The sequence below is a fragment of the Paenibacillus sp. 1-18 genome, from assembly GCF_000520755.1.
Classification (GTDB): Bacteria; Bacillota; Bacilli; order Paenibacillales; family Paenibacillaceae; genus Paenibacillus; species Paenibacillus brasilensis.
Genome location: NZ_ASSB01000101.1, coordinates 1 through 19,172, shown reverse-complemented (window position 1 = coordinate 19,172; position 19,172 = coordinate 1). Strand labels below are relative to the sequence as shown.

At 48.0% G+C, this 19,172-nt stretch carries 16 protein-coding genes, 3 pseudogenes and 1 riboswitch; of the genes and pseudogenes, 12 read left to right on the top strand and 7 right to left on the bottom strand.

Annotation, left to right across the window (positions count from 1 at the left end):
• Positions 1 to 3 precede the first annotated feature (3 nt).
• From L693_RS0106950 to L693_RS0106930, 4 genes and pseudogenes are all read right to left on the bottom strand, one after another.
• Positions 4 to 511, bottom strand: a pseudogene (locus tag L693_RS0106950) (5-methyltetrahydropteroyltriglutamate--homocysteine S-methyltransferase); the annotation flags it as partial.
• A gap of 160 nt (positions 512 to 671) precedes the next feature.
• Positions 672 to 871, bottom strand: a riboswitch (cobalamin riboswitch).
• 149 nt (positions 872 to 1,020) lie between these two features.
• Positions 1,021 to 1,518 carry an anaerobic ribonucleoside-triphosphate reductase activating protein gene (gene nrdG, locus L693_RS0106940; protein ID WP_025716647.1) on the bottom strand — a complete coding sequence of 166 codons (498 nt, stop codon included), beginning with the start codon at positions 1,516 to 1,518 and terminating at the stop codon, positions 1,021 to 1,023.
• Positions 1,515 to 3,464 carry an anaerobic ribonucleoside triphosphate reductase gene (locus L693_RS0106935; RefSeq protein WP_025716646.1) on the bottom strand — a complete coding sequence of 650 codons (1,950 nt, stop codon included), beginning with the start codon at positions 3,462 to 3,464 and terminating at the stop codon, positions 1,515 to 1,517. The genes nrdG and L693_RS0106935 overlap by 4 nt, the downstream gene beginning before the upstream one ends.
• A 303-nt stretch (positions 3,465 to 3,767) precedes the next feature.
• Positions 3,768 to 4,238 (bottom strand): AbrB/MazE/SpoVT family DNA-binding domain-containing protein, encoded by a 471-nt coding sequence (locus L693_RS0106930; RefSeq protein WP_025716645.1) that lies wholly within the window; start codon positions 4,236 to 4,238, stop codon positions 3,768 to 3,770.
• A 232-nt stretch (positions 4,239 to 4,470) separates the two neighbouring features.
• On the opposite strand from L693_RS0106930, the gene L693_RS32345 reads away from it, so the two are divergent.
• The 3 genes and pseudogenes from L693_RS32345 to L693_RS0106900 all read left to right on the top strand — a co-directional run bounded on the left by L693_RS32345 (position 4,471) and on the right by L693_RS0106900 (position 7,324).
• A complete protein-coding gene (locus L693_RS32345; RefSeq protein WP_442950165.1) occupies positions 4,471 to 4,611 on the top strand; it encodes a hypothetical protein in 141 nt (46 codons plus the stop codon).
• 67 nt (positions 4,612 to 4,678) lie between these two features.
• A pseudogene (locus tag L693_RS27770) lies at positions 4,679 to 6,754 on the top strand (glycoside hydrolase family 3 C-terminal domain-containing protein); the annotation flags it as partial.
• Between the two features lie 72 nt (positions 6,755 to 6,826).
• Positions 6,827 to 7,324, top strand: coding sequence for an RrF2 family transcriptional regulator (locus tag L693_RS0106900; protein WP_025716640.1), 498 nt, complete (start codon positions 6,827 to 6,829; stop codon positions 7,322 to 7,324).
• Positions 7,325 to 7,411: 87 nt separating this feature from the next.
• Here L693_RS0106900 and L693_RS0106895 read toward each other — a convergent pair whose 3' ends face one another.
• Positions 7,412 to 8,503, bottom strand: a complete 1,092-nt coding sequence (locus L693_RS0106895) for a GGDEF domain-containing protein (RefSeq protein WP_025716639.1) — start codon at positions 8,501 to 8,503, stop codon at positions 7,412 to 7,414.
• Positions 8,504 to 8,730: 227 nt separating this feature from the next.
• On the opposite strand from L693_RS0106895, the gene L693_RS0106890 reads away from it, so the two are divergent.
• From L693_RS0106890 to L693_RS0106880, 3 genes are read left to right on the top strand one after another with little or no spacing between them, the layout of a single operon-like run.
• Entirely contained in the window at positions 8,731 to 10,365 is a 1,635-nt protein-coding gene (locus L693_RS0106890) for a spore germination protein (protein WP_025716638.1), read from the top strand.
• Positions 10,343 to 11,584 carry a Ger(x)C family spore germination protein gene (locus L693_RS0106885; RefSeq protein WP_081752099.1) on the top strand — a complete coding sequence of 414 codons (1,242 nt, stop codon included), beginning with the start codon at positions 10,343 to 10,345 and terminating at the stop codon, positions 11,582 to 11,584. The genes L693_RS0106890 and L693_RS0106885 overlap by 23 nt, the downstream gene beginning before the upstream one ends.
• A gap of 26 nt (positions 11,585 to 11,610) precedes the next feature.
• Complete coding sequence (locus tag L693_RS0106880) at positions 11,611 to 12,723, top strand: GerAB/ArcD/ProY family transporter (protein WP_025716636.1); 1,113 nt, start codon at positions 11,611 to 11,613, stop codon at positions 12,721 to 12,723.
• A gap of 148 nt (positions 12,724 to 12,871) precedes the next feature.
• On the opposite strand, the gene L693_RS0106875 is transcribed toward L693_RS0106880, so the two are convergent.
• Entirely contained in the window at positions 12,872 to 13,171 is a 300-nt protein-coding gene (locus L693_RS0106875; RefSeq protein WP_025716635.1) for a hypothetical protein, read from the bottom strand.
• A 187-nt stretch (positions 13,172 to 13,358) separates the two neighbouring features.
• On the opposite strand from L693_RS0106875, the gene L693_RS0106870 reads away from it, so the two are divergent.
• The 6 genes from L693_RS0106870 to L693_RS0106845 all read left to right on the top strand — a co-directional run bounded on the left by L693_RS0106870 (position 13,359) and on the right by L693_RS0106845 (position 18,663).
• Positions 13,359 to 13,754 carry a Fur family transcriptional regulator gene (locus tag L693_RS0106870; RefSeq protein ID WP_025716634.1) on the top strand — a complete coding sequence of 132 codons (396 nt, stop codon included), beginning with the start codon at positions 13,359 to 13,361 and terminating at the stop codon, positions 13,752 to 13,754.
• Positions 13,730 to 14,569 carry a response regulator transcription factor gene (locus tag L693_RS0106865; RefSeq protein WP_025716633.1) on the top strand — a complete coding sequence of 280 codons (840 nt, stop codon included), beginning with the start codon at positions 13,730 to 13,732 and terminating at the stop codon, positions 14,567 to 14,569. The genes L693_RS0106870 and L693_RS0106865 overlap by 25 nt, the downstream gene beginning before the upstream one ends.
• 146 nt (positions 14,570 to 14,715) lie before the next feature.
• Positions 14,716 to 15,129 (top strand): BlaI/MecI/CopY family transcriptional regulator, encoded by a 414-nt coding sequence (locus L693_RS0106860; protein ID WP_025716632.1) that lies wholly within the window; start codon positions 14,716 to 14,718, stop codon positions 15,127 to 15,129.
• A gap of 3 nt (positions 15,130 to 15,132) precedes the next feature.
• Complete coding sequence (locus L693_RS0106855; protein ID WP_025716631.1) at positions 15,133 to 15,993, top strand: M56 family metallopeptidase; 861 nt, start codon at positions 15,133 to 15,135, stop codon at positions 15,991 to 15,993.
• A gap of 121 nt (positions 15,994 to 16,114) precedes the next feature.
• Positions 16,115 to 16,522: a DoxX family protein gene (locus L693_RS0106850; protein WP_025716630.1), complete on the top strand. Its 408-nt coding sequence runs from the start codon at positions 16,115 to 16,117 to the stop codon at positions 16,520 to 16,522.
• A 155-nt stretch (positions 16,523 to 16,677) separates the two neighbouring features.
• Entirely contained in the window at positions 16,678 to 18,663 is a 1,986-nt protein-coding gene (locus L693_RS0106845) for a methyl-accepting chemotaxis protein (RefSeq protein WP_025716629.1), read from the top strand.
• A gap of 93 nt (positions 18,664 to 18,756) precedes the next feature.
• Here L693_RS0106845 and L693_RS30475 read toward each other — a convergent pair.
• Positions 18,757 to 19,172: pseudogene (locus tag L693_RS30475) on the bottom strand (EamA family transporter); the annotation flags it as partial.

The following is a 19,172-nucleotide window of genomic DNA, read 5'->3' as shown; positions in this document are numbered from 1 at the left end:
GAGACCGATGATGACCGGTTTGCCTTCAATGCCCAGCTCCTGCTTGGCTTCAAGATAAGCCTGTAAGGGTTTATTTTCAGTGAACACCGGGGCTGCATTTGCCAATTCAGGCACGATGTAATGGTAATTGGTATCTAGCCATTTGGTCATTTCACTGGCGGTAGCCCCCTTTTGCCCACGAGCTATCGCGAAATAAACGGATAAAGGAACCGGACCTGCGGGCTGATAGTTGAAACGTTCCGGTACCAGGCCGAACATGACGGATGTATCGAGCATGTGATCGTAATAGGAGAAGTCTCCGACAGGAATGAGGTCAATTCCTTTGTCCTGCTGCTTGCGCAGATGCTCCAGGCGCAACCTTCTCATCTCGACATGCAGTTCGCTTTTCGTCAATGCTGCCGTTCCAGAAGCGTTCCAACGCTTTCTTCCATTCCCGGCTTCCGCCGATACGCGGATAACCCAGATTACTGCTAATCAAGCCGGACCATTCAGGCCATTTGTTCATGGACATATGCTTTTCCTCCTAGCTGGCAGCCAGTTTATTTTTTCGTACCAAAAAAGGCATTCCATCCCCAAGGCTTAAAAATGAGTAGGGGAAAGAATGCCTCCGAAATTAAAAAATCAAAATACGGTGACTGCTCTTAACACCTCCCTATCTCCCGTAGGTACTTGCGATGTTGTTGAAATAGGCAGGTCTCCTGACTCACGGATCATGACTTTCAGCGATCCTTCCCGGTCTATGTGTGGACCAGTGGATGTATGAATAGCTGAAAACTCCCCGTATACAGTGGCGGGACCGTGCCGGATTTGCACCGGCTTCCCTTTTAAGCCTGAACTGAATAGAACAGACACCTATCTCCAAGCTATGAAATTAAGGTATGACGAATATTTATGCACTCGTATACTTGTTCATCATCATAAGTGAAACGGACGGGATGCGCAATAGAAAAAAAGACAAGCCCTCCCAGAAGTGGGGGACTTGTCTGAGGGCATAACGATTTGGCAGAGAATAAGATGATCTCAAGCTAATGAAACGACATGACCAGCCTGAATGCTGGCTTTTACATCCACCAGACGCTGATTGCGACTGCCTCGAAAGCGGAGGGTCAGGTCCTTTTGTTGTTCTACAAAAGGTCCGTCCACAATCACGTCGCACAGCAGTGCCAACTCCCGTCGTGCCTGATCCGCAAGCAAATCCTCATAGACAAAACCCGTATAGGCCCACACGGTTCGGTCGGGACAGGCTGTGCGAAAGTCACGTACAAATTGCGAGCATTCCGCCGCCGAGAAGAACGGGTCTCCTCCGCACAGGGTCAGCCCATCCAACAACGGGTTATCCATGATGTCACGGATGACGTCCTGTTGTCGTTCCGGTGTGAATGGCTCACCTGCGCGGAAGCTCCACGACGCCGGGTTGAAGCAGCCGGGGCAGGCATGGCGGCAACCACTAATGAACACGACCGAGCGCAGGCCGTCCCCTTCGTTCAGAGATTCCGGAATATAGCCGCACAAATTCACTTATGCTTCACCCGATCGCGAACTTCGGCCTGCTTGGCAGCATTGAAGCGAACGGTATAATCCCCTGTCAGATATCCGGTTACCCGACGTAAGCGCTGAAAGTGGGTGTGCTCCTCGTCTGTGCCGCATTGAGGGCAGCTTGTCCCAATAATTCCTTCATAGCCGCAGTCTGTGCAGCGGTCCACCGGATGGTTGATGGAGAAGTAGCCGATATTTTGACCGAGTGCATACTGTACAATTTTAAGAAACGCATCCGGGTTATTCCGTGCATTACCGTCCAGTTCAATGTACGAAATCGCACCGGCGTTGCACAGATTATGGAACGGAGCCTCCAAACTGATTTTACGGGCAGCCGGGAGCGTGTAATACACAGGGATGTGGAAAGAATTCGTATAGTATTCCCGATCATTTACCTCAGGAATAATTCCGAAATCACGTTGGTCCAGCAGTGTAAACTTGCCGGACAGACCTTCGGCAGGTGTAGCGAACAACGTAATGTTCAGGTTGTGATATTCGCTCATCCGGTCGCAATACATGCGCATGGAAGTGATGATTCGCTGAGCCTCACGGTATACAGCGTCGTCCTCTCCGTGATGCTTGCCATACAGTGCCTTCATGCATTCGGCTAACCCGATAAACCCGAGCGACAGTGTACCGTGCTTGAGCACGCTTCCCACTTGTTCATCCGGCTCCAGCTTTTCTCCGCCTTCCCATACCCCTTCGCGCATCATAAAGTCTGACGCTTTGGCCGGCTGGCTAGTTTGAATATGATAGCGATGCATGAGTCCATCCACAGCAATGCGCATAACCTCTTCCAGTTTGGCGTCAAAGCCATCCCGGTCAGGCAGCTTGCGCTTGCCTGTGCAAATGCCATATTCAATCCCGAGCCGCACCAGATTAATCGTATTAAACGAGAGATTGCCCTTGCCGCTCTGCCGATTTCTGCCGAAACGGTCAGAAATGGTGCGGGTACGGCAGCCCATCGTTGCAATGATGGTATCCGGATCATCTGCACGGTAATAGGGCAGGTTGAAGGTAGCATCCACATTCACAAAATTGGGATACATCCGTTTGCTGGAGCATTCTACCGCCTTCAAGAACAAATCGTAGTTGATATCGCCCTCTGCCTGGTTAATCCCTTTTTTGCACTGGAAAATATGTTGTGGAAAAATAGGAGTTTCTCCGCTGCCCAGGCCGCGAATCGTGGCTTCCAGCAGTGATTGCGAGACAAGTCGTCCTTCAGCGGAGGTACACATCCCGTAATTCAGTGAAGTGAACGGAATCTGTCCCCCTGCCCGACTGCTCATCGTGTTCAGGTTATGGATGAGCGATTCAGCGGCCTGCCGGGTCTCTGCTTCCGTTTCCTCGCATGCAAATGCGTATGAACGAGGGCAGATTGCTTGCAATTGACTATTGGCCATATGTAATTCATCCTCAGACAGAGCAGGCTTAATCTCTTCCTCAAACAGCCGGAGTCCCTTGCGCAGGTGCTTGCGGAAGGACCGGGAAACGTATGGGGCAAGGTCCCAATCTATTTTATTGGCGGAGACACCTCCGAATTGGCTGTTTTGCTGAGATTGGAATATGATGGCGACCAATGCCATAGCGGACATAATCGTTTGAGGTGTGCGCACAGACCCGTTGCCTGTATTAAAGCCGTCTTGCAGCAAACGACCAAACGGAATAAAGATACAATTTGTTGTTCCAAGCGCATATTGGTCCAAATCGTGAACATATACATAACCGTGATCAATAGCGTTGGTCAGTTCAGGAGGAAGCACGCGCAGGCGCGCATACCATTTGGCATACTCGGAGCCGAGCTTGCTCATTTTTCCGCTGAATGATTCTCCGTTCAAGTTTGCGTTCTCGCGCAGCATGTCCAGATCTTGTGCCCCTATGACCCGCTTCCCGATGTCGTATAATTGCTGTTCCTCTAACACTTTCATCTTAAAACCCTCCATATAGTAAAATATATATTATTTTCACAAAAACAACATATTGATGATATTGTGTTCTAACCAATTGTTTCAGTCTATATATTGTATATACGGATGGTATGTGAGTATGTGACTATTGTCACATTCGGGTGGGGACGGAAAGTACAAAAAAGTCAGGCATAGAGTGAGGAACACATCTGGAGATATGCTCTTTACTCTATACCTGACTATGGAATACGTGATGAAAATAAATATAAAATTGCGGTCTTATAGCGTAAATATTTATTTTTGGGATATCATTTTTTTGATGATTTAGAGTAGCTTCTTTAACTGAGACACCCGGCCTTGGGAAATATCGAGCATTTCGGCATAAACCTTTTGTGGCAGGTTTGGATGTTCCAGAATCAGCTTGCGGAGCTTTTTTACCATTTCACCCTGCTGCACTCTGGATTGCTTAGCCTGCAAGGTTGTGTTGGTTCTGATCGGTTTGGCATGTTCTTGAGCCTGGATGGCATCGGTGCTGGTGGCATGTACATTTTCCTCTGTCTTTAATACCTGGATGCAGTCCGCGCAAATAAAGCTGTCTCGAAAATAAGTTAAATGATCAACTGTACCGCAAAATTTGCAGGAGACCCCGGTATATTTTCTCAACACAAATCCATCTTCATTTACGAAAAACTCTAGCGAATCACCAATATTGATATCCATCGTGGTGCGCATTTCCTTAGGGAGTACAATTCGCCCCAATTGATCCAGAGGCCGTGTCATTCCAGTATTTTTCATCTTAGCTTCCTCCTTTCGTGGTATATCCTGATTATACCAAAAGATATTATTTTTAGCTTGGAATATTGCAGGAAAAAATAACTTTTTTTGTTTTTTCTATGGCCTCTCCTCCTTCAAATAAAGGTGGATTTCGGTATTGTTGCCGGACGTATCCTTTTTCGCTATGATAAATTGAAACGCTTTCAGGATGTACTTTTATTACATTCTGGATAGAGACAAGGAGATGACGGATATGAGTCATGAAACAACGGGTATCGAATACTTATTTCAAGATCAGAGGATTCACCTGGACGAGCGTGTACGGGATCTGGTGTCCCGATTAACCTTGGAGGAAAAGATTGAATCCCATGCTGCAATATCAGCCTGCCATTGACCGCTTGGGGGTGGCGGCTTACAAGCACGGTACGGAAGCGGCACACGGAATAGCCTGGCTGGGTGAGGCGACTTCATTTCCTCAGTCCGTGGGATTGGCGTGTACATGGGATACGGAATTAATGCGGCAAATCGGCTCTGTGATTGCAGACGAGGCGCGTGTCTATTACCGTCGTGATCCGATGTTAAATGGCCTGACCCTGTGGGCACCTACGGTGGATATGGAGCGTGACCCAAGGTGGGGACGTAATGAGGAAGCCTATGGCTAGGACCCGTATTTGACAGGGGAGCTATCGAAGGAGCTGGTTAAGGGAATACAGGGTGATCATCCGGTATATTTGAAAGCGGTCGCGACGTTAAAGCATTTCCTGGGCAACAATAATGAAGTGGATCGGGGAAGCGGTTCTTCCAGCATTGATCCGCGAAACCTGAGAGAATATTATCTGAGAGCCTTTGAGAAGCCCTTTACGGAAGGCGGAGCCCAGTCCATGATGACCTCTTATAACCTGATTAATGGAACACCTGCTACGCTTTATCATGGGGTGAACGATATTGTCAGGGACCGTGACGGATTGGGGCTATGGAAGCGTGACGTTGACCGATGAGCATTTGGGTACTTACGTAACGAGCGATGAGGAAACGCTTCGCGTGACAGCTGAAGAGGCATATGGCTGGTATGTTAAAGAAGTCTTCGGACTGACTCCTGTTGAAAAAGGGGATCATCTGTGGACGACATGGAATGGAAAGCCTGTGATTGCAGGGGAGGAAGGCTCATTAAAGGTAGTGGAGGCCACAACAGACTCAGGACAGGGCCATACGGCGTTTCAGGTAGAAAAGGTGTCGGATGGTTTAACAGAAGCGATAGCCGCTGCGCAAGCGGCAGATACAGCGATTGTATTCGTCGGCAATCATCCGCTCATTAACGGAAAGGAGGAGAATGATCGCCCAGGCTTGGAATTGGCAGCTTCCCAGCAGCGGCTCATCGAGGAAGTGTACCGTGTCAATCCGAATACGATTGTGGTTTTGACAGGCAGTTACCCGTATGCCATTCCCTGGGTTCAGGAGCATGTCCCGGCGATTATGTACACCTCCCATGCGGGTCAAGAGCATGGCGCGGCAGTAGCCGATGTACTATTCGGTGATTACGCGCCCGCGGGTCGTTTGAACATGACATGGTATCAGAGCGAGAAACAATTAGGCGATATTAAAGATTATGATATTATTCGCGGCGGCCGCACCTATCAATATTTTGCAGGTGATCCCTTATATGCATTTGGTCACGGGCTGACGTACTCGCCATTTGAATATAGCGAGCTGTACACAGATGTCCAAGCGACTCGTCCAAGCGACACGGCTGGTGTAGAAGATGGCGGGAGTAAAGTAAACGCTATTGCCGCACTGGACGTAGTGGATACTCTTAACGTATGGGTGGATGTGACTAATCGGGGCGTAGCTGCCGGTGAGGAGGTCGTGCAGCTATATGTACGGCCCGGAGCTTCGCGAGTCAAGCGCCGTTGAAGATATTGTGCGGATTTCAACGCATCCGCTTGGAGCCGGGTGAGACGAGAACAGTTTCTTTTACGATTCGAGTGAAGGATTGGGCGATTTGGGATGTCACGCAGGATCGCTATTGCGTTGAAGCTGGAGAGTACACCTTGCTGGCAGGTGCTTCTTCAGCGGATATCCGGATGGAGTACCCTGTGAACGTTCGAGGCGAAGTCATTCCGCCACGACAAACCGGACAACGCATTCGCGCTGAGAACTTTGATGATTGTTCCAACATTCTGCTGGATGAAAGCAAGGAGCAAAAGGAGGCCTGTGTATGTCCATATTCACCTCAGCGTCCTGGCTGGATTGCCTTTCATGGCGTCGTATTAGATACGCCGGACGCGGTCGAGCTTCAATGCCCCGTGTCAGGCAATAGCAGCAACGCAGCAATTGAGCTTCGCTTGGATACGCCGGACAACGCAGCTGTAGCACGTATGAACGTTGGCAATACGGGCGGAGCGCAAGCATGGATCACGCTCTCCGAGGCACTGGGTCCAGTCTCTGGTTCACGTGATGTGTATCTGTGATTGAGTGGCGAAGTGCGGCTAAGTCATTTTACCCTGAGTACTTGTGCTACAGGAGGTTCTAGACTGTAGGCTTGAACTTACTTCTGACTTCACGTACAATGCATTCAACGAAGTTTCTACAGCTTAGGGGTGTCATTTCATTTGAATAGTGAAAAAAGACTACGTACAGCAACGCCCAGATGGCTTGGGGTGGCGGTAAAGGCGCTTGTCTATTTGGAAAAGTATGGAGAGCTATGTGCCAGCGGATCTATTGCCCGTTCCATTGACTGTGAAGTCACTTTAGTGCGCAGGGTATTAACGCGACTTGTACAGGCAGAATTAATAGCAGCACGCGAAGGCCGTGAGGGAGGTTATGTGCTTACCCGTTCGGCGGACCAGATTACACTTGCCGATATATATCACGCCATTGAAATAGGTGATCCGATTTTCCCGGGTATGATGCATGAACCAGAGACTAACCCTTTTTGTGAGGAGCTTGCAACCGCCGTATCCGAAATCTTAGCCGAGAGCGAACGGCGTATGCTGGAAGTATGGGAGTCTCATACACTAGCTTCGCTCGCCAAGCGCACAACACTCGTAGCGGGTAGCTGCAGCCATAATGAAGGCAAGGATATCAAGGTATCTTTCCAAAGGGAATAGTCCATTTATTCAAAATGATAATAGCCGATACAGCTCTCTCCATAAGAGAATTGTATCGGCTATTTCTGTAGAAGCGTATGCTCCAAATTATATTTCATACGAGCAAACCCGGTTACGCCCTGCATTTTTAGCTTCATATAATGCTTTATCCGCCTGCTCCAACAGCGCCGCCCCGGATATATCTCCCCCGGTACCAGGATAAGTCGTTACGCCGATGGACACGGTGGCTTTGAGGGTTAGCCCGTCCGCCAGCTTAAACTCGTACTGATTTACGCCGCTAAGGATCTGATTAGCTATGCGCAGCGCTTGCCGAAAAGCGCAATTCGGCAAAAGCACGGTAAATTCTTCTCCCCCACTACGGGTGACTACATCATTAGAACGGCATTTGTCTATCAAAATCTGTCCAAGCTGACGCAGCACGGCATCCCCCGCGGCATGCCCATAGGTATCGTTTACTTCCTTGAAGTGATCAATATCCAATACCAGAACAGATAAGTGCTCGTGACGCTGACGAGCCTGGGGAAGCTGCTCTTCCAATGAAGATTCAAGCTGTCTTCTGTTGCTTAAATTGGTGAGATGATCTGTATACGAGATATGCTCCAGAAGAAATAACAGCTCATTGGAGGTATTGATGGACTCAGCAATGAGATATAGTAGAAATCCGCCTGCCATGGAAATAACAAAATGGAGCGGATAAACATGCAGAACATCATCAATATTATTCAAATTAATCGTGAGAGAACAGAAAATAATACCCAAAGCGAGAATATTCATGACAATCAGCTTCGTTAAACGTGACCAGGACAGATGTGACAATAAAGCACAACCAAGGCCTACAAGCATCATAAAAAAGGCCCCTACGATGGCTTGAGTGGTGACACCAAACAGCAATAATCTCCCTAAACATACAAATAGGGTGGCGATAAGTGTTGCTGGGCCGCCAATGTAAGCTGCGGTAGCTACGATGGCCAGATGGCGAAGATCGGCAATCGTATTAAAACCCACTGGGATCGAATAGTACATCAAGACAATGCCATAACACCCAAAAAGAGCCCCTCCGATCCAATGTACCTTACGCTTTAAGGTATGTAGGCGGATTTTATATCTTTGTGATATAAGGCCGGTTATGTACAAAAAGGTGACAAGGATACAGGTATTTACAAAAAACGTACTGAACAAGATGCTAACCCTCCCGAGAGGCATATTCCTTCATTTTATCAAAAAAACTGATATAAGGCTTGAAAATAAGAATTTATTTGAAATTTATTACGTGGATGTGACTTATAGCGTTTCGCCCTTAGGTTTAGTGTATAACTGGGAATAGATTGAGCATACTCCAAACATACAAGAATTAGGAAAAAAGAGGTGGTATCCATGGACTGCCACTCTGGAGATGAGGTTTGCTCATGATTCGCTATCCCTATCGCAAATATAACAAAAAGCCGGGTACGGAAAGGAAAAATGGAAGCTCTTCGCATTCTTTAAGGATCGAAGCCGATCTGGAAACCAATTTGCAGCAAATAAAGGAATTGACATCTAGTAGTCCGGACTTTCTGATCCGCCGCCTTAGTCTCGGACTGAAGGCGGACGTACCTGCCGCCATTGTATTTCTGGATAGTATGGCCAAGACAGACATCGTAAATGAACTCGTCATGAAATCATTGCTTAGCCGACCATCCGCCGAGGTGGCGGCCGAGGCCGAAAGTGCTGAAGAGCTTTACAGCCGGATTCAGGACCATGCGCTGGAACTGGGTGAGGTGAAGGAATGCGATGATTGGAATTCCATGATGGGACAACTCCTGATGGGCGATACGATTGTTTTACTGGAAGGCTGTGAAAAAGCCCTCGCCTGCGGCACACACGGAGGAGAGGCACGGGCGGTCAGCGAGCCAACTACACAGACCGTTGTCAGAGGATCGAAAGAGGGATTTGTAGAATCCATGTCCACAAATATTTCCCTGGTTCGGCGACGGATTAAAAGCGCTGATCTTACGCTGGAGATGTTCAAAGTGGGAAGTACGTCCCTCACGAATGTAGCCATGCTGTATATGAAGAATATTGCAGACCCGAGCGTTGTGGATGAGGTTCGTCAACGGATACAAAACATTAATATTGATGCGGTATTCGAATCCGGGACGGTTGAGGAGATGATACAGGAAAATCCTTCCACACCATTCCCGACGATCTTTAACTCGGAAAGACCCGATACGATCAGCAGTAATATTATGGAGGGCCGAGTGGCGCTTATCATAGACGGAACTCCGTTTGTACTCGTGATGCCTACCGTATTTGCCCAATTCTTTCAGAGTTCTTCGGATTATTCAGAGCGTTACCATATGGGGACTGTCATTCGGCTTATTCGATATATCAGCTTCATTATTCTCATCCTGGGGCCTTCTCTCTACATTGCCTTAACAACATATCATTATGAAATGATACCCACCCCACTGCTGATCAGCATACTGGCCCAGCGGGAATCCGTTCCTTTTCCGGCATTTATGGAGGCGCTCATTTTGGAAATCACGTTTGAGATTTTACGTGAGGCGGGGATTCGAATGCCGCGTGCGGGTGGTCAGACGGTATCCGTGATTGGTGCGCTTGTATTGGGACAGGCGGCCGTGGAGGCCGGGATTGTCACCCCGCTGCTTACAATTGTAGTAGCTTTGACGGGGATAGCCAGCTTTGCCATTCCAGCCTATAACATGGCGGTGGCCGGGAGACTGTTCAGGTTTGTTTTTATGATATTGTCGGCGTTTATGGGGCTGTATGGCATTACATTGGGGTTGATTGCGCTGATCGCACACATGAACAGCCTGCGCTCTTTTGGGACCCCCTACATGGCCCCTTTCAGTCCCTTCGTGCTGCAGAGTCAAAAGGATGCCGTATTGCGTCTCCCATTCTGGATGATGAGGAAACGTCCTATAGGCATTACATCTACGAACCAGAAACGAATGAAGGATGGAAGCGGGAATTCCTCTTCCGATAAAACCACACCGATGCAGGAGGGGGGCAATCAGGGTGTATCAGGGGAAGGGGAATGAACAAAGCACAGTAACCTGTAAAGGGAGAATAGGGATACTGTGCTTGGTCCTGCTACTGTTGATTCCATTTTTATCAGGCTGCTGGGATTCCGTGGAGCTGAACCAGAGAGCAGTAGTAGCGGCTATAGGTATTGATGAGGATGGGGAGTCGGGCTATGTGGTTTCCCTGCAGGTCATCGTGGCAGATGAAATAGCCGGAGCTAAAGCGAGAGGAACCACCCCTGTCGTCTTGTTCCAGGAAAAGGGCAAGAATCTGTTTCAAGCGATCCGTAGAGCTTCACAAAGGGTTTCGCGGATCATTTCTCTGGCGCATATCAGACTGGTCGTTATTGGAGAAAAGCTGGCACGGGCTGGAATCGGCGATACGATGGATTTTCTGGAAAGGTCTGCAGAAACCCGGCTGTCGGTGAAAATGATGGTGGCACGCGGTAATACCGGGAAGGATGTGCTGGCAATCATGACCGCGATCAGCCGAATTCCCGCCAATGATATTTCAGGAAAGCTGGAAACATCGGATCGTTTGTATGCCGGGGATTACGCGGTGACTATCGACGATGTCATTCGCGGCATGATCAATAAGGGTGGCGGTCCTGTGCTGACGGGCATACAGGTTGATGGGGATTTGGAGCAGGCCCCAAACAAGAACAATGTGGACAATATTTTACCGAAAGCCATTGTTCATATTAACGGAATGGGGGTGTTCCAAAAGGACAGACTTGTCCGCTGGTTGGACGATGACCAGGCGATTGGATTATCAATGATCAACAACAAGGTGAAAGGTGCTGAAACAACGTTAAGCTGCGGTAAGGATAAGGATACTATTGGCATCGAAACCTTGTTCTCTGCAACCAATATACATACTCGGATGGAGCAAGGGGAGCCTGTTTTTGTGATTAACTTAAAACAGACCGGAGCGGTACAGGAAACCGAGTGTCCGATTAACCTGAAAAGTCCGGAGGCGATGAAAAGGTTGCAGGAGCAATGGACAGAGGAGACGAAAAAAGTGATCGCTTCAACAGTGAGGGAGGTTCAGCGTACCCGCAGCGATGTAATAGGCTTCGGTCTTGCGCTGGAGAGGAGCCATCCCAAACAATGGAAAAGACTCTCTTCCGAATGGAGCCGTCACTTTGCGGAAAGCACCGTTCGTATTCAAGTGACTTCCGTACTGAAACACACCCAGACGCGGACTGATCCATATTCCAAGGGAGAATCAGACTAGTGAAAATAGAACAAGGAGGGAAGGCCATGAAAGAAAAGATACGGATAGGTGCAAAAGAGATGATCTCTCTTATGGTGCTGTTTGAAATGGGCACATCCATGATGTCTATTCCCGGAAGGAATGCGGGGAAGGATGCATGGATCGCCGTCCTCATTTCCACGGTTTTTGGGGCAATCCTTTTTGTATGCTATGGCAGTCTTCACCGACGCTTTCCCGACTTGCTCATGACACAGTACTGCAGAACCCTTTTGGGCAAGAAAGCGGGGAGTGCCCTTGCTTTTTTATATATCATATTTTTTCTTTACGGCGGAGCACGGGATCTTCGGGATACGGGGATCCTGATTGCCGACCGGACACTCCAGCATACGCCGTTGACAGTCATCTGTGCCTTGATGATTGGACTTGTGATGTATGTGATGCATCTGGGAATCGAGGTTGCAGGTCGGACGGGCATCATCATGTTGATTTTGCTGCTGTTGCTGGGCCTGGCTACGAATATATTGATTTTGTTGGCAGGCATTGTGGATGTGGGCAATATATTGCCCATAGCTGAGCATGGCTGGCAGCCGATATGGCAAGTTGTCTATTCACAAGCCGTGATGCTCCCGTACGGCGAGATGGTTACGTTTGCGATGATCCTTCCCACATTAAAAAAAGGCTACCGTGCCAATGGGGTAGGGCTCTCCGCTATATTGCTGGGGGGGCTGCTACTGTCTGTTGTTACATTGTCCAATGTGCTTGCGCTGGGAGAGAACGTGTTCAAACGGGCGACTTACCCGCTGCTCTCGATGATCAGCAAGGTCCAAATATCCGATTTTATCGACAGGATCGATGTTATTGGAGTTATGAGCGTTATTATCTTTGATTTTTTTAAAATTTTCATCTTCTATTATGCGGCAGTTAAGGCTGCGGAGGATGTATTAAGAATGTCTTACCATAAACTGATCCTGCCTTTTGGGCTGATCATGCTGGTTTCTTGCGTATTGATGGCTCTGAACTATCAACATCATCTTGCAACAGGCGAGTTTATGCTGAAATGGCTGTTTCCGATATTTGCCGTGTTTTTTCCTTTCCTGCTGCTTATGGTGTCATGGCTGAAGAAGACCCGGAATAAAAAAGGAAAAGAGGATGCCTCGTGAGTCAGCGCCTGCCGACAAAACATACATTAGTACTGGGTAAATGCCCATTCCGATGTTCCATTGTCTTCTGGGAAATGCGGTCATTTATTAATATGGAACAGCAATAGGGGCGCTGCACATCCTGTTTTTATGTGCAGCGCCCAGATCATTATACTGATTTTTGACGGCTCTCTTGTGGAGAAGCAGAGCTGGGAGTAGAAATTCTCAGAAAACGTGACCATTGCGAGAAAAGGAAGCGAAGTGCGTTTCCTATTGGCTTTTTGCCCACGGTTACAAAGAGCACCAGGAGCATTCCTGCCAGAACGACATATTCCGATGGTCGCATGGTACGAAAAGCCAAAGAAATAGGCTCCCAGGGATGATGATGAACACCGGAAAGCCAGTTTACCCCCATACTGGTTCCGAGCATTAGCAGCATAAAAAGCATGAATATCCAAAGTATTTTCATCAAGCATCCCTCCGGTGCATATAAGCTGAAATGTATACCTTGTATACATTGTGTTGCAAAGTGGCTTAATTTATCCGATCCCATTGACTTGAAATAAATTAAGATTTATACTTATTCTAAATTAAATTATTATTGTTATTACTATTTAATAATAAATATAATCTGCATTAGCTAAGGGAGATGCGGTATGAGAACCTTAAATTTAACTTCCCAGCGCCAAGCGGTGTATGATGTGGTTCGTGAAGCCCACGATCATCCTACTGCGGCCGATGTTATGAATCGGTTAATGGAGCGCGGGTATAATCTGGCCTATGGAACGGTATATAATTCGCTGCGTTATTTAACCGATAGGGAATTAATCCGCGAGCTGAAGCTGGGGGAAGCTGCGAGTCGTTATGATGGACGGATGGATGATCATCAGCATATTATTTGTCAGGTATGTGGACGGGTAGATGAAGTGATGAGCGAGGTCCCACACGATTGGATCGAGACGGTTGCGCATGAAACGGGATATAACATTGCCCATGCCCATGTCGTATTCGGAGGAGTGTGTAAGGAATGCCAAAGCAAGCGAATCAAGTAACGAATCGTTTCAAAGCAGATGAGATGCCCACACGGGTGAATGGTAGCTGGACAACGATGTTATCTGATCCCTCTGCTCCTGCGTTTCAGACGGTTCCTTCCAATGAGCCGTTGTATTGCCCGACCACACGTCGCCTCGTTCTGATCAGCTCGGTTCCGGGTGTAGTTCATGGTTTAGTACGTACGTTGTCAGACGCGTGCTTTGATGTGATGGTGTTCCATCGTTGGGAGCCAGAAGTGCAGCGCCATTTGGGAAGCGATCTGCTGATTTACGATTTGACTGCTACTGATACACGTAGTGAGTTGCTGGATTTCCGCAATCGTCTTGCAGCAGAGCATATGAAAGGGATTCCCGTCATGTACGTGGTTCAGGATCGGTTAGCAGTACGAGCGCATGAACTGCTCCCTTCCGAAGAGGTTCTGGTATGGCCGCTGGTTTCCAATCACATGGTGCACGATATCGAACGGATGATTGTACGTCATCCGGCAGCTTCCCGCCAGGCCGAGCAGACCAGCCGTCGTACCGTGTTCAAGGATATTTGGATTGACCGTGACAAAATGCTAGTATATAAAGAAGAAAAACAATTGAGTTTGACCAAAACAGAATATGATTTGCTGTTGAAGCTGATTGATGCTCAAGGCAAAGTGATCTCTCGTGAGCAAATGATGCACGATATCTGGGAGACGGATTTTGTGGGCGGCAGCAACGTTGTGGACGTACATGTCAAAAGCCTGCGCAAGAAGCTGGACGACCGACCTGCTGAGCCTGAATATATAGCGACTGTAAGAGGTGTAGGCTACAGATTGGCCGATTGAACTAAAGGTCATCTAAGCTGATGGACTTCCGCCGAATGGAGACATTCGGCGGAGATATATGAATTCCTTGAAGAAGCCGACACTAGATGTGACGGTTGACTTTATCAGGATACATACACTACAATCGGTAGTGTGAGGTGCTTCTTATGAAACGACTGAATTTTAAAGCTGGCGAAACTGGACTCAACCGTTTTTTCGGACCTCTGGAAGCCAAAATCATGGATATTTTATGGTCCACTTCGGATCGGAGTATCAAAGAAGTGCAGACCGCGTTGGAGGGGGATCGTGACTTTAACTTCAATACGGTAATGACTGTTATGAATCGTTTGGTGGAAAAGGGAATGCTTAGTAAGAGTATCCGTGGAAGAACGTCTTTATATCGCCCGGTTCTCAGCAGGGAAGAGTTCATGGACGAACAGTCCAAGGAGCTGAGCCACGAATTGGTGGATGAATTTGGTCCACTTGCCGTCAATCACATGATTGATGCTCTGGAGGTGGCCGATCCTGTGCTGATCGAACGTCTGGAACAAAAAATTAAACAATGGAAAAAGGATATGTAAACGATGTGGAAAACACGTTCTAAATTACTGTTTACAGCAGGCGCCTTGATATCGGGTTTCGCCCTTATACAGATGGGGATGTACGCCGGGCAGCACATTTTCGGCTGGGAATTGAATTTTAACGTGTTTCAAATTTGCAGAAGTCTGTTGCAAAATTACGGAATCGGCTACATGGTAGATGCGCTTAGCGGGCTCGTCTTCCTTACCTTCGGCATCGCCGGGGGCGAAGCGATCCGACAGTGTATGGCCACGCGGGCGGCTTTCCGCAGACTGCACCGAATGCGTGACCTGTCGCTGACGGAGGCACTGGGTGAACGATATCGTGAACTCGGAGTTGGCCGGATTTGGGTCATTGATTATGCCAAGCCTGCTGCCTTCACCATGGGATTATGGAAGCCGCGCATTGTGTTATCCTCCGCATTGCTGTCTGTACTGGACAAACACGAGGAGGAGGCTGTCGTATACCATGAAGCGTATCATATGAAACATTATGATCCTTTGAAGACATGGCTGCTGCAAATGTGCGCCACATTGCTGTTCTATCTGCCGGTACTGCGTCATATTACCAGCCATTATAAGATAGCCCGTGAAATTTTGGCTGACAACGAAGCGATTCATCGAACAGGTTCGCCGATGGGAATTGGGAGCGCATTGCTCAAGCTTCTGAGTATGAAACCTGCTAATACCCGCCTGGTAAACTCCGTCGCTTGTTCCTCTTTTGCTGAAGCATCCATTAATTATCGTATTTCACGTATTCTAGATCCTCAGCAAGAGCCGATCATTCAAATGCCTTGGCGTTCGATTATGTTTTCCAGCTATGTACTAGTGATGCTGACGCTTATGTTTGCACTAGCGTTAATGTAGTTTGGTAAAATATATTTTAAGGGTGGCGCTTTATGCGCTGCCAATTATTGTTGTACATTGCACTACGATATGTAGTGTTGTTGGTCACTAATCTGTATATAACTTAAAAGGAGATGAGCATATGAATCAAACACTTACGAATATTGGATTGCTGTTGGTACGAATCTTTACAGGGGTTATTTTTATTGTTCACGGTTCACAAAAATTTCAGGGACTGGACGGAACCTCCGGCTTCTTCCAAAGTATCGGACTTCCTGGTTGGCTGGCTCCTGTGGTCGCTACGGTTGAGCTGGTTGGCGGTATTGCACTGGTCCTGGGTATCGGAACACGACTTGCCGGAGCAGCATTGACCATCGTTATGATCGGTGTCTTGCTGACTGCTAAAAAAGGACAGCCTTTTGGGTCGATAGAATTTGATCTGCTGATTCTGTTCACTAGTCTTCAGCAAGCACTTGTTGGTGGACGCTTTCTGGCGGTGGATCAGTTGTTTGGCCGTAAAAAGTCTGAAAGCAGTAACGTGCAGGTCTAAATGTTCATATAACCGCGTCCCTAGTCTCAGGGCGCGGTTTTTTATTTTGCCCATTTATGAAAAATAGCTGTAAATCATTTGCTGTATTTGACCGATATAACTTCCATCGAGTGTAATTTCAAAAACATAGCTTTTCAAGCAAAGGGGAAAAACACATGGAAGAAACGCGAAAGAGAAAAACCATTTGGACACTCAGGAACAAGCTGATTTTAGGTTTTCTGCTTGTCCTGTTGTTACCAAGCTTAAGTATATCCATCGCGACCTATAGATCATCATATAATGCTGTGGAGAAACAACTTCACAGCAGTGCAAATCAGGGGGTAGCCACGGCCAACTCCATTATTGAATATGCAATCGCCAGTAAAATCAAAGATGTGAAGTATTTGGCGGACCGGCTTGACGGAGCTATGATTGACGGTCGAAACAGCCCGTTGATTCAGCCCAAGCTAATCCAGTACAAAGGTTTGCACGAAGATGCGAACGATATTTTTGTCGGTACACCAGAGGGCTTGATGATCCGGGGGGTACCCAAAGAGAACGAAGGTACATATGATCCCCGCAAGCGGGACTGGTACATCGAAGCCATGAAGCAGCCCGGCAAGGTGGCTATCACCCCTGTCCTAATCAATTCTTCGGGTATTCCTGTTGTCGTGGTATCTCAAACGCTCTCCGATCAGTCCGGGGTTATCGGAATCTCTCTGAATCTGGAAAGTGTACGTAAGCTGGCTTCCATCAAAGTGGGGCAGGAGGGGTATATCATTATTTTGGATCATACGAAAAAATTTGTGGTCCACCCTACGGCCAAACCGGGTTCATCTCTTGATGCAAGCTTTATTAATGATATGTATGCTGCGCCGAGCGGGCAGTATACATATGTGTATGAAGGTCAAGAGAAGTACCTGAACTATGTAACGAATAAGGATACTGGCTGGAAAATTGCAGGCACCTTCTATCAATCCGAGATTAGCGATGCCACTGCTGCCATGCGTTACGTAACCATTTTTGTGCTGGCAGCCTCGTTGGTGATTGCACTTATTGCGATTTTCCTGATTACTCGTTCCGTTCTGATACCGATCCGCAATCTGCAAAAATCGGCAGAGCAGATTAGTGAGGGAGATTTGACAGGCGATTTGGAAACGGGAAAAACTGATGAGGTTGGTCAGTTGTCTTCCCACTTCCAAACGATGGTAGATAGCTTGCGCACGATGATTCGAAGCGTACACGAAACTACAGATCGGGTAAGCACTTCGGCAGAGGAGTTGGCTGCGGGCGCAGATCAGACGACCAAAGCTATTGAGCATGTAACCATAGCTATTCAGGAAGTAGCAGTGGGCAGCGAACGTCAGCTTCAAAGCGTCAAACATGGCTCTGTAAGTATGGAGGAGCTTGCTCAGCAGGCAGCGAGTGTATCTGAGCGTATGGTGGGCGTATCTGAACAGGTGAAAAGAAACGCCGAGTCTGCACAATCAGGCAGCAAGGCAGCTACCCGAGCTGTACAAAAGATGCATGATATTGACGAGACTGTTAACGATCTCGGACATGCGATGGATTCCCTGAATGAACGTTCCGGCGAAATTGGAAATATCATCAGTGTGATATCCGGTATTGCCAAACAAACGAATCTGCTGGCGCTGAATGCATCCATTGAGGCGGCACGCGCTGGTGATCATGGAAAAGGTTTTGCTGTGGTTGCTACGGAGGTACGCAAGCTGGCCGAGGAATCTGCGAAATCCGCGACCTTGATTTCAGAACGTATTGAGGCGATGCAGATGGATATGGACCACGCCTTGACGGCTATGCAGCAAGCGCGGTCACGGGTTACGGAAGGCATTGATTCAGTAAGCACATCCGAGCAATCCTTTGCGGAAATCAGCCAGGCTGTGGAACGAGCAATGGGGCATATAGATGACATTACCGGAGTGACACAGGGAATGGCCCGCGGTGCCGCAGGTGTCGTGAGTATTATGAGTGATATTTCCCATATTTCGAACGAGGCAGCGGGCAACACCGAGTCGATCTCGGCCGCAGCTGAACAGCAGCTTGCTTCTATCGAGGAAATTGCTTCTTCCTCAGCGGATTTGAGCCAAATGGCTGAGGAACTGCGTGAGCTGGTTGGACGCTTCCAGGTCGGAGAAAAATAATAAACGATAAAAGCGCACGGATACAGGAGCTTATTCTCCTTGTCCATGCGCTTTTATGCTTTTTGCCACAATTTATGGCTCTATAGATAGATATTATCTTTGGAATGACTTGGGCCGATCCAGACGGACACGGATACGGCGTGGACTGCTGGTGGTGCGTAGAGAACCTCTCTGAACCATATTGTTCAGTACCAGTGCGAAGATGACCAGCAATGTTCCGTACAGCTCGAATTGGCTGATCGTATAGCCTTGAAAATACATGAGTACCAGCGTAGTAATCGGTACAAAGTTAATAAATAAAATCCCGTTCAATGGTGACAGCATTCGAATTCCGGCGTTCCAGCTCAGCAAGGCTGCAAGTCCTGGAAGCAGAATCATAAAGCTCATTTCGTATTTGACTGACCATACATCCTGCCAACCCGGCACTGTAATCCAATGGAAGGCAGAGGAAACAGTAACCACGACGAAGGAAACAAGGGTTCCGAGCAGGCAGGTTAAGGTCGAATAGC

What these genes read in the sequence shown, in the direction of transcription:
- L693_RS0106935 (WP_025716646.1), bottom strand. Translation starts at nt 3,464, where the DNA reads ATGAAAGTGTTAGAGGAACAGCAATTATACGACATCGGGAAGCGGGTC.
- L693_RS0106930 (WP_025716645.1), bottom strand. Translation starts at nt 4,238, where the DNA reads ATGAAAAATACTGGAATGACACGGCCTCTGGATCAATTGGGGCGAATT.
- L693_RS32345 (WP_442950165.1), top strand. Translation starts at nt 4,471, where the DNA reads ATGAGTCATGAAACAACGGGTATCGAATACTTATTTCAAGATCAGAGG.
- L693_RS0106890 (WP_025716638.1), top strand. Translation starts at nt 8,731, where the DNA reads ATGATTCGCTATCCCTATCGCAAATATAACAAAAAGCCGGGTACGGAA.
- L693_RS0106880 (WP_025716636.1), top strand. Translation starts at nt 11,611, where the DNA reads ATGAAAGAAAAGATACGGATAGGTGCAAAAGAGATGATCTCTCTTATG.
- L693_RS0106875 (WP_025716635.1), bottom strand. Translation starts at nt 13,171, where the DNA reads ATGAAAATACTTTGGATATTCATGCTTTTTATGCTGCTAATGCTCGGA.
- L693_RS0106870 (WP_025716634.1), top strand. Translation starts at nt 13,359, where the DNA reads ATGAGAACCTTAAATTTAACTTCCCAGCGCCAAGCGGTGTATGATGTG.
- L693_RS0106865 (WP_025716633.1), top strand. Translation starts at nt 13,730, where the DNA reads ATGCCAAAGCAAGCGAATCAAGTAACGAATCGTTTCAAAGCAGATGAG.
- L693_RS0106860 (WP_025716632.1), top strand. Translation starts at nt 14,716, where the DNA reads ATGAAACGACTGAATTTTAAAGCTGGCGAAACTGGACTCAACCGTTTT.
- L693_RS0106855 (WP_025716631.1), top strand. Translation starts at nt 15,133, where the DNA reads ATGTGGAAAACACGTTCTAAATTACTGTTTACAGCAGGCGCCTTGATA.
- L693_RS0106850 (WP_025716630.1), top strand. Translation starts at nt 16,115, where the DNA reads ATGAATCAAACACTTACGAATATTGGATTGCTGTTGGTACGAATCTTT.
- L693_RS0106845 (WP_025716629.1), top strand. Translation starts at nt 16,678, where the DNA reads ATGGAAGAAACGCGAAAGAGAAAAACCATTTGGACACTCAGGAACAAG.